Genomic DNA, 14,828 nt, shown 5'->3' with positions numbered 1-14,828 from the left:
GATTACACACCTTTCGTTCCCCTTATTGTTTAACAAGACTAGCAATAAAGAAACCGTCTGTTTCAAAGTCTTGCGGTAAAATCGTGATCATCCCACTTTGATAAAGCTCAGAATTTCTTGCTTTTTCAGGTAGTCGTTCACCTAACGTTTCATCAAGTTGAAATTCTGGATGTTCCGTTAAAAATGCTTGGACCACTTCTTCGTTTTCATCTTTATCTACCGTACATGTGCTATAAATAAGTTTGCCTCCACCTTTAACTAACGCGCCTGCTGCCTTGAGAATATCTCGTTGAATTGTTTGAATGGCTTGAATATCCTTTAATTCCTTTGACCATTTTATATCTGGTTTTCGCCTAATCACACCAAACCCGCTACAAGGTGCATCTACCAACACACGATCAAATAATTGATCACCTAGATGTTCTTTTAACTTCCTAGCATCTAGTGCTTGTGCCTTAATGATAGCAAGTTCTAGACGACTTGCTTGTTCTCGAATCAATTTGACTTTATGTTCGTGTAAATCAAAGGATAAAACCATCCCTTGGTCATTCATTTGCTCTGCAATATGAGTGGATTTGCCACCTGGAGCCGCACATGCATCAATGATTTGCATTCCAGCCTCAGCGCCAATTGCTCGTCCCACTAACATCGAACTCTCATCCTGAGCAGTGACAAAGCCGTCACGGTAAACACTCGATTGAAAGACATTTCCTTTTTTTATAATAATAGCATCCTCAGACAAATCTCCACGTTTCACTTCTAATCCAACTTGCTGAAGTAAGTCTAGAGCTTGATCTACTGTTGCTTTTACACGATTAACACGAACGGTTACAGATGGAGGAACAAGACTTGATTCACACATCGCCTTTGCATTTTCTACTCCATACTGATCAACCCAGCGCTTTACAATCCAAATAGGGAAGCTTGTCTCAAGAGCGATTTTTTCCGTTTCGCCTTTAACAGAATCTAATGTTGGCATCCCTTCACGTAACATAGATCTTAACACACCATTTACCATCCCACTAATCCCTTTATGCCCTCGTTTCTTGGCAATTGTGACCGCTTCATGAACTATTGCTCGGTCAGGGACACGGTCTAAATAAACTAACTGATAAACAGATAATCTTAATAAAACTTTCACCCAATCTTGAAGAGAATCGACTCCTTTTTTGATGAAGGGTTGAAGGTAAAAATCAAGGGTATCTCTTCGTTGGATCGTACCGTACACCATTTCAGTTAACAAACCAACATCTCTAGGATCTAAGTTCGTTCGTTTCACTGTTTGATTCAATAATAAATTACTATATGCTTGATTCTTCTCAATTTGTAGTAACACCTCAAGGGCTACTTCACGAACTGGTTTACTCATTCGATTCTCCTAGCTTCATTCCAGTAGTTAAATGGGCTCCTGCACCACGGATAAATGACTCAGCATCCATTTTCTTTTTTCCAGATGGCTGTAATTCTGTAATCTTGATCGCAACTTGATTACCTGTTGCTATAACGAAGCCATTTTCTTCGATTCGTTCTATCATTCCAGGTCCAACTTCTTGCTTGGATGGCACTTTTTGTCCCCACCAAATTTTTAATGGCTTCCCTTCTAACATCGTATAAGCTACAGGCCACGGATGTAATCCTCGAATTTGATTGTATAAATCTTCACCAGGTCGACTCCAATCAAGTAGCTCCATGTCTCGTGTAATGTTCCGAGCAAATGATACCTCGGATTCATTTTGTTGTACCGGCTCTATCTTTTTGTTAATCAAATCAGGTATTGTTTCAATTAAAAGTTTGGCTCCTGCAACGCTAAGTTTGTCATGCATGGAACCAACATGATCTTCCTCTGCAATTGGAACAGTAACGTGGGAGAGCATATCACCAGCATCTAATTTTTCTACCATATACATAATTGTTACTCCTGCTTGTTTTTCACCATCAATAATTGCTTGGTGAATCGGTGCCCCTCCACGATATTTGGGAAGTAGAGAAGCATGAACGTTTATGCAACCATGCCTTGGACTTTCCAACAATTCTTTGGGTAAAATTTGACCATAAGCAGCTGTCACAATCAAATCTGGATTAAAAGCTAAAACCTTTTCTACCTCATCTGAATTGTTAATTTTTTCAGGTTGCAAGACAGAGATTTGATGTTTTTCTGCTTCTATTTTTACAGGAGGAGGTGTTGCAATTCGCTTTCTCCCAACGGGTCGGTCAGGTTGAGTGACGACTGCAACAACGTTATATCCTTCTTGTATTAGGTTGCGCAATATAGGAACCGAAAAATCAGGAGTTCCCATAAAAACTATTCTCAAATTGATTACCACCTTTCAACTTGCATTTATACAACGTATTTTATTTTATGTATATATTTTAAAGTTTTTCATGTCGATTTTAGCGAAAAAGGTAAAGGGCGACCTTTTTCTTGGTATTTTCCTTGGCTCATATGCGGTGTTGCAATGGCTACTCTCGCTACGCGCCTACTTCGAGAAACTCGCTCGGAGTACGCTTAAAACCCAGCAGCTGTTCTGCTCATTGCGTCGATTTTAGTGAAAAAGGTAAAGGGCGACCTTTTTCACTAAAATCTATGTAAATAAATATGGATGCATATCTATTGATACTTGTAATTGTCCTTGATTGATTTCGCGGATGTAGTGTTGCTGTATTTCTTGTAATGTTTCTCTTAGCCTCGACTCGTTTCTGTATTTTATCATGCATTGATAACGATATCTATCTTTTATCCTTGCTAGTGGTGAAGCGACAGGACCGAGAATGACTGTTTGATCTGAGACCTCTCTTTTTAAAAAGGAAACTATTTTTTCTGAAATATGGATGACATGGGTTAACTCAGGATGTGAGATGTTTATTAAAATCATGAATACATAAGGAGGATATAATCCCACTTTACGTTGAGACATTTCCATTTGGAAATACTGCTCATAATTATGGGTTTTAACAAGTTCAATACTATAATGATCTGGAGTGTATGATTGTATAATAACCTCACCTTCTAAATCATGTCTACCTGCTCGTCCACTAACTTGTTCCATCAACTGAAATGTACGTTCAGCAGATCTAAAGTCTGGTATATGCAACATCGAATCTGCAGCTAATACACCAACTAACGTTATTTTAGGAAAATCCAGTCCTTTTGCGATCATCTGTGTTCCTAGTAAAATATCAGCCTCACCTCGTCCGAAAGCGGACAAAAGTTTCTCATGAGAGCCTTTACGCCTTGTCGTATCGATATCCATTCGAATCACTTTTGCTTCTGGAAGAACACGAGTAAGCTCTTCTTCTACTTTCTGCGTACCCGATCCGAAAAAACGAATGTGATCACTTCCACATGATTCACAAGTATCCGGCATTTTCTCTTCGTGGCCACAATAATGACATTTCAAAGAATGCTGGGTTCGGTGATACGTCAATGAAATATCACAGTGATCACATGTAGCTACATATCCGCAGTCTCGACACATTACAAAGGTTGAATACCCTCTTCGGTTTAAAAAAAGAACCGTTTGTTCTCCTTTTTCGAGTCTGTCTTTTAATTTATCTAACAGAGAATACGAAAACATAGAGCGGTTTCCTTGTCGTAACTCTTCGCGCATGTCAACAACTTCCACAGAAGGCATGGCCCGATTGTTTACACGTTCCTTTAAAGGTAATAGCTGATAAACACCTTTTAAAGCTCTTGCGTAGGATTCAAGCGAAGGTGTCGCACTCCCTAAAATAACAGGACATCGATGATATTCCCCTCGATGAATGGCCACATCTCTTGCATGATACCTTGGATTTTCTTCTTGCTTGTAACTAGTCTCATGCTCTTCATCAATTATAATAATTCCTATATTGGTGAATGGGGCAAAGATTGCTGAGCGAGCTCCTACAACTACACGAACTTCTTTTCTAAGGATTTTACGCCATTCATCATATTTTTCTCCCATTGATAATCCTGAATGAAGAACTGCAACCTTTGAGCCAAACCTTCCTTTAAATCGCTGGACCATTTGCGGAGTAAGAGCAATTTCAGGTACAAGCACAATCGCTTCTCGTCCTTGCTTTAGAGCTTTATCAATAGCTTGTAAGTAGACTTCGGTTTTTCCGCTACCAGTTACTCCATGAAGTAAAAAGGAGCGATGTTTATCGTCTTCAAGTGAGTGCAAAATAGGCGCGATCACTTCTTGCTGTTTTTCTGTTAACTGTAAAGGGTTTGTTCGTTCATATTCGACTCCTGCAGTCGGATCTCGATAGACTTCTTGTTCAAATTCTTCTACAAACCCTTTTTTAATAAGAGTCGTTAAAACCTGTCTCGTCATTTGTGTTTCCTGAAGAAGAGATTGAACGTTCATTGGCTGTTTTCTTTCTTCTATATATGTAAGTAGATCCTTTTGCTTTACAGCTCTAGCAGGTAATGGCTCTAATGTATTAATATTAGAAGCTACTTTGACATATCGTTCTGTTTTTTTCTTTCCTTTTTCTTCAACTAGATAATCTACTTCAAGTAACCCTTCCTTTACGGCTAGTTGGATGGATTTTAGTAATTTTTTATTTTCTTCTAACTTGCCCCACTCTATTTGTATGGCCTCCGCAAATAACGGCTGAATTTTATCTGGTAAAAGATTGGGGTCTGTTTTTAAAACAATCTTCTTTTTAACTTTCGTCCGTAGAGCTGCTGGTATCATTAATTGATATGCTGATAATTTGAAAGAAAGTGTATGATGAGACAACCACTCTCCTAATTGAACAAGCTCCTCTGTTAACACTGGCACCATATCTAGCACTTCATAGATTGGTTTTGTTTTATCATGAGATGATTCACTTACGATCTCTACAACAAATCCTTGAATCTTCCTAGGTCCAAAAGGAACGATGACCCGAATACCCACTTGAATGACATCTACCCATTCTTCAGGAATGTCATAATCAAATAAACGGTCCGTCTGTGAACTCGGCACATCTACTATGACCTTAGCAATCATAGATTTCCTTTCCTTTCCATGTAGGAAGCTATGTCATTTAGAATAGATATAGCCGCCTCTGCTTTTGAAAGCAATGGATATTCCTTCTTCTTTCCATCTTTCGTAATCGTCGTAATAACATTGGTGTCTCCTTTAAAGCCTGCACCCTTCATTAGGATGTTGTTAGCAACGATCAAATCTAAATTTTTTGCTTGAAGTTTTTTAGTAGCATACTCTTCAACATGTTCAGATTCCGCTGCAAAACCAATCAAAATTTGAGAGTTTTTGTTTTCACCCATTGTTTTTAATATGTCGATCGTTCTTTCCATACCGACAAACCAGTCACCATTTTGCTTTTTCCTTTTTTGAGTAAAGGTTTCACTGGGGCGGTAATCAGCAACAGCAGCAGCTTTAATCACAATATCAGCTTGGTGATAATACTTCATCGCTGCTTCATACATCTCTTGAGCAGAAATAATATGTTCAACTTGTATCCCTTCAGGTACCTGTAACGAAGTAGGTCCTGATACAAGGATCACATCAGCTCCTTGATCTTTGGCAGCTTGAGCAATCGCATATCCCATTTTCCCTGAAGAATGATTCGTAAAATAACGGACTGGATCAACTTTTTCTTGTGTAGGTCCCGCTGTGATTAAAACTCTTTTCCCTGCTAAGGCTCTGGTTTTCACTGTGAAATGACTTTTCAGTACTTGTAATAAATCTTCAGGTTCAGCCATTCGACCTTTTCCTGTCCAACCACAAGCAAGGAATCCTTCTGATCCATCTACGAAAGTGAAACCATCCCGTTTTAACGTTTCCACATTTCGCAGGACGGCAGGATGGCTATACATATTGACATTCATAGCAGGTGCTACGTAAACCTGCGCTTTTGTGGCAAGTAATGTAGTCGTTAACATATCATCTGCTAAACCATTGGCAAGCTTGGCTATAACATTTGCTGTTGTTGGAGCAACGAGAACCACATCAGCCCAATCAGCTAGATCAATATGAGCAATTTTCGTCGGGTCAGGCTCAATAAATGTGTTATCGTAAACAGGCTGACGTGAAAGCGCCTGAAAAGTCAGCGGTGTAATGAACTCTTTTGCTGATTTTGTCATAATCACTTTTACATTTGCTTCTGCTTGGATGATCTGACTAACTAATGCAGCAGCTTTGAACGCAGCAATTCCACCACAGACAGCTAATACAATATTTTTTCCTTTTAACATATTTCTCCACCTACTCTAAACTCAAAATATAAAAACAATAAAAAGAAAAAGGGCTGACTCAAAACATCAGACCCTTGTTGCCTTATTTCCATTCACTTCAAACATAGGTCTGAGCTGAGATATCAGTCAGCCTCTTAGCTCCTATTCCTCATCTTCTAACGGCGTTATACGTTTAAAATGTAAATGATCGTCAATGATTTCTTCGAGGGCAATCCCAACTGGTTTATATGAGACAGGACGATGGATCATAGGTCCGCGAGACAAGTCTTCTTTGATTTCACGAGCTCGTTTTGCTGATACCGTGACGAGTGTGTATTTAGAATCTAATTTAGTCAATAGTGAGTCAATAGACGGATATAGCATTTATTCAACCTCCACAAGTTCTTTGTATTTTTCAATTAAACGCTCTCGTTTACAATGCTCTGCTGTTACGATTGATTTAATACGGTTAACAGCTAATTGAACTTGATCATTTTCTACAACATAATCATATTTTTTCATCATATCTATTTCTTCACGGGCAACCGTCATCCGCTTGTTAATAATATCCTCGGTTTCCGTTCCACGACCAACAATACGACTTCTGAGTTCAGCTAAGCTAGGCGGCATTAAGAAAATAAACACTCCCTCAGGGAAACGTTCTCTAACTTTCAACGCACCTTGTACCTCAATTTCTAGAATGATGTCTTGACCACTATTAAGCGTTTCTCTTACATAATCAATAGGCGTTCCATAATAGTTTCCTACATATTCTGCCCATTCTAATAATTGGTCTTGCTCAATCATTTTTTCAAACTGCTCTCTCGTTTTAAAAAAATAATTTACTCCATCTTGTTCTCCTTCTCTTGGAGAACGCGTTGTGGCTGAAACAGAATATTGTACAGAAGTGTTTTCTTCACGTAACGCTCCACATACTGTTCCTTTTCCAACACCTGCTGGTCCCGATAATACAAGTAATAGACCTTTTTCTTTCTTCATGGAAACCTCCTACACGTTCACTCATTCGTGCTTATGTAACAAAAATTTCAACTAGTCCTCTCCACCGTCATCTTTGCTAGTTAAACGTTGTGCAACCGTTTCAGGTTGGACAGCACTTAGTATAACATGATCACTATCTGCAATGATAACAGCACGCGTACGTCTACCATATGTAGCATCTACTAACATATTGCGATCACGGGCATCTTGAATAATACGTTTAATCGGTGCTGACTCTGGACTTACAATGGAAATAATTCGATTAGCTGAAACAATATTTCCAAACCCAATGTTTATTAATTTTATGTTCATACCATTTACCCCCACTTTAGGAGAGCAGCAACACTCTCAACATTATTATCCAAACTAATCTAACTATATACGAAACTCCGTTCGATTTCTACTTCTATTCAACATTTTGTACTTGTTCTTTTAGTTTTTCTAATAAACCCTTCATCTCAACCACGTGTTGGCGTATAGATGTATCAGCTCCTTTTGAGCCAATTGTATTTACTTCACGATTCATTTCTTGGATAAGGAAGTCGAGACGTCTGCCGATCGCTTCTTGTTTTTCTAAATAAAGTTTAAATTGATGAATATGAGCTTGAAGTCTTACTAGTTCCTCACTCACATCTACTTTTTCAGCAAAAATAGCGATTTCTGATAGTAATCTTGATTCATCTAGATCTACTTTTTCATTTAGAAATGATCGAATTCGTGATTCGATTTTTTCACGATAACGGTAAATTAATTCAGGAGCTAGCTTCTCGACTTCCTTACAACATTTGTCTAAGTGCTCTAACCACTTTTCCATATCTTGTTGTAAGAAGTTGCCCTCATTTTCTCTCATCTCATTGAAAGATTGTAAAGCTTGGTTAAGCCCACTTACTATTAATTGTTGTTCTATATCAACTTTATCACTAATTTCCTCAACGGAGGTTATCATCATATTATCAGTTAATAAAGCGGTCACATCTAGTTTCGCTTCTTGTCCAAATTTTTTTTCAATTAACTCAAATGCTGATACATACTGATTTAATAAATCCTCGTCCAAATGAAGAATTTGCTTTTTATCGCCTTCTTCTTCTAGACGAATAGAAATATCTAAATTTCCACGGAGTACTTGATCTTTTATTCGTTTACGTAATTGATCTTCCATTGGTTGCAAGGCATGTGGGAGTTTTAACTGCAAATCGAGAAAACGATGATTTACCGCTTTTACTTCAATGGTTAACTCTCCAAAATCACTTTTTACAACAGAAGTTCCGTATCCTGTCATGCTCTTCATTATTTATCACATCCAACGATTATTTTACCGAAAAAAACCATATACAACAAGTAAATAGAATAACGCTGCCTTCAACATTTATAATTGAGGTGAAAAGGGAGTTCTAAAATATAAAAAGTTGACTTCATTTACGTAGAGTGTTTGTAAATGGAAGCCAACTTTTGTCCGCTATTTTCTTTTTATTAATTGAAACCCACCGAGTGCCACCGTAGGAATTGAAGCCATTGCTAAAACAAGCAACCACTCACGTCCGCTTAACGCTACTGTATGGAAAACAGTTTGTAAGGGTGGATAATAGATGACGATAAGCATTAAAAGGGTGGATAAAGCTACTGCACCAACTAGATATTTATTTTCAAATGGATTTCTATGATAGACCGAATATTCACTTCGGCAATCAAACACATGGATGAGTTGCGCCATGACAAGTGTGACAAACGCTACCGTTTGAGCTCGCGTTAAATCATTTGGATCCCCTTGTAACGTCATCCAAAAAGCCAGAAGCGTGACAACCCCAATCATAAAACCACGGCTTAAAATCTTCCATGTTAACCCACGAGCAAACACACCTTCATTGGGATTTCTTGGTGCTCGCTTCATCACATCTCCTTCAGCTTGGTCCATTCCAAGCGCCATAGCTGGCAAACCATCCGTGACAAGATTAATCCACAAAATTTGAATCGCTACTAAAGGCAGTGGCATCCCAAGCATCATCGCAAATAACATGACTAAAATTTCTCCGACATTAGATGCCAACATGTAACGAATGAATTTACGAATATTTTCATAAATATTTCGTCCTTCTTTAATCGCTGCTTTAATTGTTGCAAAATTATCATCACTTAATATAAGCGAGGACGCTTCTTTTGCGACATCTGTTCCTGTGATCCCCATAGCGATTCCGATATTAGCTGCTTTAATGGCCGGTGCATCATTTACACCATCCCCCGTCATCGCCACGATATGTCCTTTTGCTTGAAGAGCCTTCACAATCTTTAATTTATGCTCTGGGGAAACCCTCGCATAAACATCAACATCATCAACGACCTCTTCAAGCTCTGCTACACTGAGTTTAGATAGCATTTGACCATCGAGAACCTTTCCTTGTTTTGTTAAAATTCCTAATTGAATCGCAATCGCTGCTGCTGTTATTTTATGATCACCTGTAATCATGACCGTTTTAATTCCCGCTTGCCGGCATTCTTCAATCGAATCCTTCACTTCTGGCCTTGGAGGGTCGATCATGCCTTGGAGCCCAATGAAAGTTAGACCGCGCTCAGCTTCAAATGCCTGTTTGCACGTTTCATTAGCACCAAGAGGGCGATATGCGATGGCAATCGTTCTTAATGCATTTCCAGCTAAATCTTCAATAACTGAATCCGCTTCACTCCGTCTCTTTGAAGTTAGTGCCTCTTCGGTTCCTCCATATACAATCTTTGTACATTGTCCCAAAACCACATCCGGAGCTCCTTTTGCAATAACAAATGAACGCCCCTTTTGATCTTTAACAATTACTGACATCATTTTTCTAGCTGAGTCGAAAGGAAACTCATACGCTCTTTTATAATGCTGATCTAACCCTTTTTGCGTATAGCCTGCTTTCATCGCTGCAACAACTAAGGCACCTTCTGTTGGATCGCCATCCATTACATAGTCCGTAACCTCTTTTCTTAATAATCCTTGTTTTACTGTTTTCTCTAGTAAACTTGCGTTATTACAAAGCCAACCAAAGCTAAGGAGTTGTTGAAGTTTTCGGTCTGAATTTGGATCGATTGTATGATTATGCTGTAGAAATTCCCCTTTTGGTTCATACCCGCCACCGGATATATTCCAAAGCTGTCCGCCGCTCCAAGCATGCGTAACAGTCATTTTATTCTGAGTTAACGTTCCTGTTTTGTCTGAACAAATAACAGAAGCACAGCCAAGTGTTTCAACTGCAGGTAGTTTACGAACAATCGCTTTGCGCTTAATCATGCGCTGTACACCAAGGGCTAGGGCAACCGTTACGATCGCTGGAAGTCCTTCAGGGATAGCGGCTACAGCTAAGGAAACACCAGATAAAATCATCGTATATACATCGCGACCTTGAAGCACACCAATGATGACCACAAGAGCTGTGAGAACTAAGGCAACAGCAATTAGAATTTTCCCTAATTGTTCAAGACGGCGTTGCAGTGGCGTGACTAGAGTTGTAGTGGATTGTAATAGGTGGGCTATTTTTCCCATTTCTGTCTTCATCCCTGTTCCAATTACAACTCCAATAGCGCTCCCTTGCGTAACGAGAGTCCCCATAAAGGCCATATTCGACTGATCTCCTAGCTCCACATCTATTTCGTTAAGTGACTGATGACTTTTTTGAACTGGGACCGACTCCCCGGTAAGAGAAGATTCCTCTATTCTTAATCCATTTGAACTCAGTAATCGAAGATCAGCTCCAATTCGATCTCCACTTTGAATTTTTACCATATCGCCTGGGACAATCTCAGCGGACCATACTTTTTTCCATATTCCATTCCGAAGAACCAGCATTTGCGGAGCGGAAAGTTCTTTTAAGGCATCAAGTGATTTCTCGGCCTTTCTTTCCTGAACAAAACCAAGTATTCCATTTAATAAAACAATTACCATTATTGTAATCGCATCAATATATTCCCCTAACATACCTGAGATAAAGGTAGCAGCTAGAAGAACGAGTACCATAAAGTCCTTAAACTGACCGAGAAAAACAAATAAGGCAGATGGTCTTTTCCCTTCATCAAGCTTATTAGGTCCGTATTTCTTTAAGCGCTTATCTACCTCTTTTTCTGTTAACCCTTTATCGAGGCTTGTTCCTACAGATGAGGTTACTTCATGTTCCTCTAACTTATACCAATTCATTACACACACCCCACATGATCTTCATATGTTTTGACTAAGAGGCTTATCCTCTTCTTTATACAAGCCATCATATTCAGTGAAGTCGAAAAACATGCTATACTCGAGAGAGCAAATCTATGGGATTCCAAAATTGTTTCATATTTGAAACAGTAAAAACTTGATGAGTACAGTTATTAGTATCATAATCTCTTTCTGACTAGGGGCTATATCAAGAGTGAGTCCATTTAATTTTTGATCTACACACTTATGAGCAGCTACTCCCTCGTTACTAAAGAATCATATTAGTAATCTCAATTCGAAAGGATGAAAACAGCCATGTCATTTGACGGATTTATGACAAGGGCGATGACACACGAACTTGAAACGTTGTTAACGTCAGGTCGAATCTCAAAAATATATCAACCATATAAAACGGAACTTGTTTTTACCATTCGCGCAAAAGGAAAAAATCATCATTTATTACTTTCCTCAAATGCAAATTTCGCTAGAATACATTTAACTAATGAGAAATATGACAACCCTTCTAGCCCACCTATGTTTTGTATGTTGCTGCGCAAGCATTTAGAAGGCAGTTTGATTGAAAAAATTGAACAACTGGCAATGGAACGCGTCCTTATTTTTCATATAAAAAATAAGGACGAACTCGGAGATGAAACGTTCAAATTACTTTATGTAGAAATCATGGGAAGGCATAGTAATATTACGTTAGTTGATAAGGAATCAGGTATCATTTTAGACAGCATAAAACATGTAAGTCTTGCACAAAGCAGCTATAGAACTGTTTTACCTGGTCACATTTATAAACGTCCTCCTGAACAACATAAAGAGAATCCTTTTGAGATTGATGCTGAAGGATTACTGAAACGAATCGATTTCAATACAGGTAAAATGGATCGTCAATTAGTCGAACAAATCGCTGGACTTTCTCCTCTGTTAGCAACAGAAATAGTCTACCGAGCTGGTTCTATTGTCAATCGAACTACATTGCCAGAAGCTTATTTAAATGTTATATCTCAATTAAAAGAACATCATTACCAGCCTGAACTTGTCATTAGTAACAAAGAACTTTTTTACATGATTCATTTAAAACACCTACAAGGTGAACGTAAATCATTTGAAACGACAAGTGAATTACTAGATCGGTTTTATTATGGAAAAGCGGAACGGGATCGCGTTAAACAACAAGCCCATGATCTTGAACGATTTCTTCGTAATGAATGGCAGAAAAACAAAAAGAAAATCAAGAAATTAGAGCGAACGTTAACACATGCCGAACAGGCGAAAGAATACCAAAAGCTTGGCGAGCTCTTAACAGCGAATCTACATATGGTGAAGCGTGGTGACAAAGCCATTGAAGTAATTGATTATTATGACGAAGAAGGACGAACCATTACAATCGAACTTGATCCACAAAAGAATCCTTCAGATAATGCTCAAGCCTATTTCAAGCGTTACACGAAAGCTAAAAATTCAGTTGCTGTTGTCGAGGAGCAAATTCTAAAAGCGAAAGAAGAAGTAGAATATTTTGATCTACTTATTCAGCAAATGGAAAGCGCGGCCCCAAGAGACATTGAGGAAATTCGTGAAGAATTAATCGAAGAAGGCTATATAAGAAGACGACAAAAACAACAAAAGAAAAAGAAAGAAGTAAAACCCCAGATTGAACACTATTGTTCGACTACAGGAATTGACTTTTTTGTTGGAAAAAATAATAAGCAAAATGATTACATCACGAACAAATTTGCTAGACAAGACGAAATTTGGTTACACACAAAGGATATTCCCGGATCACACGTTGTCATACGTAGTACGGAACCAGACGAACAAACGTTAATTGAAGCTGCTACCGTTGCTGCTTTTTTTAGTAAAGCCAAACTGTCAAGCTCCGTTCCTGTGGATTATACAAAAGTTCGTCATGTAAAAAAACCAAATGGGGCAAAACCAGGTTACGTCATTTATGAACAACAAACTACGGTTTATGTCACACCAGATGAAGATCTTATCCGCTCACTCAGAAAATAGCATAAGCGAAACATAAGGGTGACTTCAAAGTAAAGTCACCCTTATTTGATTTTAAAAAAACATTCCTCATAACTCTTTTCATTTGTTACTTCTTGTCTTTTCTACCTTCCTACAAAAAAACAGACTATTCTTTCAAAAGAAAGAGCAATCTGTTTTTATCTCATTATTTTACTGCAACGGTTATCGTTGCTAGCCCATTTAAAACAGCCGTATGTTGAACATTCGACAAACCCATACTTGTTAATAATTGATCTAGATCAGTGTTCGAATAGCGATGACGCTTTGTTGACACATCTGACCACATTAATAATGATTCACGTTCAAAACCTGAAAATGAATATAGTTTAGCATATTGACTCGCTGCTTCTGGATTCATACCTAGGGCAGGATTTAGCATCGCAATTACTCCACCCGAATTTAAAACTCGTACTATTTCTGCTAATCCTTTTTCTGGTTCAGGAAGGAGAAACATAACACAGGTTGATAAAGCTACATCTACATAATCAGCGTTAAAAGGTAAATCATAGGCATCTGCTACTTTAACTAAACTATCCGTCGAAAATGCTTGCGCGAGAAGAGATCGACTTTTCTCCACCATTTCTATTGAAAGATCTATACCAATCAGCTGGTTGGCCTCACCAATCCCGCGTTCGAGTAAACGTCCTGTTCCACAACCCACATCGAGAACTTTTTTTCCTTCCCAACTTCCAGATAAATCCTTTAGTTGATCATGAATGGCTGTTAACCATTTCGTTTGTGCCATTGCGTCAAAAAAGTCAACAAGATTATCAAAGTCGGTTCCAGTCATTTTCCTCATGACATCCTCCTTATGCTTCTGTAGCACATTTAAACTTGTTCCGTCATCCAAGCTTGAGAAGTTGGATCCTTGCGCCACTCGTTTAAACGATCCACTTGATCTGATGTAATCGTTCCTTTTTCCTTAGCAACATTTAAAAGCGCTGAATAAGATGTAAGAACATGAGTCGGTAGACTAGCTTCTTCAAGTGCATCATACGCTTTTTGGAATTCATATGTGAAAATAGCTACAACAGCTACAACTTCTGCACCGCTTGCCTTTAATGCTTCAGCTGCTTGAATCACACTTCCCCCTGTAGAAATGAGATCCTCAACCAAGACCACTTTTTGTCCTTTTTCAATCTTACCTTCAATTTGATTTTGCTTCCCGTGACCTTTGGCGCTACCTCTCACATAAATCATCGGTAAATCCATTGCATCTGCAAGCAAAGCAGCATGTGGGATTCCAGCTGTTGCTGTCCCTGCAATCACATCTACCTCTGTATTTTTTAGAAGTTCTATAAAGCCCGCAATGATGTCTTTTCTTACATTAGGATATGAAAGAGTTAATCGATTATCACAGTAAATCGGTGATTTAATCCCAGATGTCCAAGTAAATGGATTTGTTGGTTGGAGATGAACAGCCCCTATATCTAATAAATGACTCGCAATTTGATCTTTCAT

12 protein-coding genes are annotated in these 14,828 nt (G+C 38.5%); 1 reads left to right on the top strand and 11 read right to left on the bottom strand.

Features of this window, described 5'->3' with window-relative positions:
* Positions 1–22 precede the first annotated feature (22 nt).
* From rsmB to LDX58_RS05030, 9 genes are all read right to left on the bottom strand, one after another.
* Positions 23–1,369, bottom strand: a complete 1,347-nt coding sequence (rsmB, locus tag LDX58_RS05070; RefSeq protein WP_227935764.1) for a 16S rRNA (cytosine(967)-C(5))-methyltransferase RsmB — start codon at positions 1,367–1,369, stop codon at positions 23–25.
* Positions 1,362–2,312, bottom strand: coding sequence for a methionyl-tRNA formyltransferase (gene fmt, locus LDX58_RS05065; RefSeq protein ID WP_227935763.1), 951 nt, complete (start codon positions 2,310–2,312; stop codon positions 1,362–1,364). The genes rsmB and fmt overlap by 8 nt, the downstream gene beginning before the upstream one ends.
* A 270-nt stretch (positions 2,313–2,582) precedes the next feature.
* A complete protein-coding gene (gene priA / locus LDX58_RS05060) occupies positions 2,583–4,979 on the bottom strand; it encodes a primosomal protein N' (RefSeq protein WP_227935762.1) in 2,397 nt (798 codons plus the stop codon).
* Complete coding sequence (gene coaBC / locus LDX58_RS05055; RefSeq protein ID WP_227935761.1) at positions 4,976–6,187, bottom strand: bifunctional phosphopantothenoylcysteine decarboxylase/phosphopantothenate--cysteine ligase CoaBC; 1,212 nt, start codon at positions 6,185–6,187, stop codon at positions 4,976–4,978. Before coaBC ends, priA begins: the two co-directional genes overlap by 4 nt.
* 141 nt (positions 6,188–6,328) lie before the next feature.
* On the bottom strand, positions 6,329–6,550 hold the full coding sequence (gene rpoZ / locus LDX58_RS05050) for a DNA-directed RNA polymerase subunit omega (protein WP_227935760.1): 222 nt from the start codon (positions 6,548–6,550) through the stop codon (positions 6,329–6,331).
* The gene (gene gmk / locus LDX58_RS05045) at positions 6,551–7,165 is read right to left on the bottom strand and encodes a guanylate kinase (protein ID WP_227935759.1); all 615 of its coding nucleotides are present in this window, start codon (positions 7,163–7,165) and stop codon (positions 6,551–6,553) included.
* A 51-nt stretch (positions 7,166–7,216) separates the two neighbouring features.
* Positions 7,217–7,477, bottom strand: a complete 261-nt coding sequence (gene remA, locus LDX58_RS05040; RefSeq protein WP_227935758.1) for an extracellular matrix/biofilm regulator RemA — start codon at positions 7,475–7,477, stop codon at positions 7,217–7,219.
* Positions 7,478–7,571: 94 nt separating this feature from the next.
* Positions 7,572–8,453, bottom strand: coding sequence for a YicC/YloC family endoribonuclease (locus tag LDX58_RS05035; protein ID WP_227935757.1), 882 nt, complete (start codon positions 8,451–8,453; stop codon positions 7,572–7,574).
* 168 nt (positions 8,454–8,621) lie between these two features.
* Complete coding sequence (locus LDX58_RS05030; RefSeq protein WP_227935756.1) at positions 8,622–11,327, bottom strand: calcium-translocating P-type ATPase, SERCA-type; 2,706 nt, start codon at positions 11,325–11,327, stop codon at positions 8,622–8,624.
* Positions 11,328–11,642: 315 nt separating this feature from the next.
* Between LDX58_RS05030 and LDX58_RS05025 the strand changes: the two genes are divergently transcribed.
* A complete protein-coding gene (locus LDX58_RS05025; RefSeq protein WP_227935755.1) occupies positions 11,643–13,349 on the top strand; it encodes an Rqc2 family fibronectin-binding protein in 1,707 nt (568 codons plus the stop codon).
* A gap of 163 nt (positions 13,350–13,512) precedes the next feature.
* Here LDX58_RS05025 and LDX58_RS05020 read toward each other — a convergent pair whose 3' ends face one another.
* Positions 13,513–14,166, bottom strand: a complete 654-nt coding sequence (locus LDX58_RS05020) for a class I SAM-dependent methyltransferase (RefSeq protein ID WP_227935754.1) — start codon at positions 14,164–14,166, stop codon at positions 13,513–13,515.
* A gap of 29 nt (positions 14,167–14,195) precedes the next feature.
* Positions 14,196–14,828: an orotate phosphoribosyltransferase gene (gene pyrE / locus LDX58_RS05015; protein ID WP_227935753.1), complete on the bottom strand. Its 633-nt coding sequence runs from the start codon at positions 14,826–14,828 to the stop codon at positions 14,196–14,198.

Origin of the sequence: Alkalihalobacillus deserti (assembly GCF_020734105.1) — a bacterium.
Taxonomy (GTDB): Bacteria; Bacillota; Bacilli; order Bacillales; family Bacillaceae_D; genus Halalkalibacter; species Halalkalibacter deserti.
This window is presented reverse-complemented; position numbering and strand designations above follow the sequence as displayed.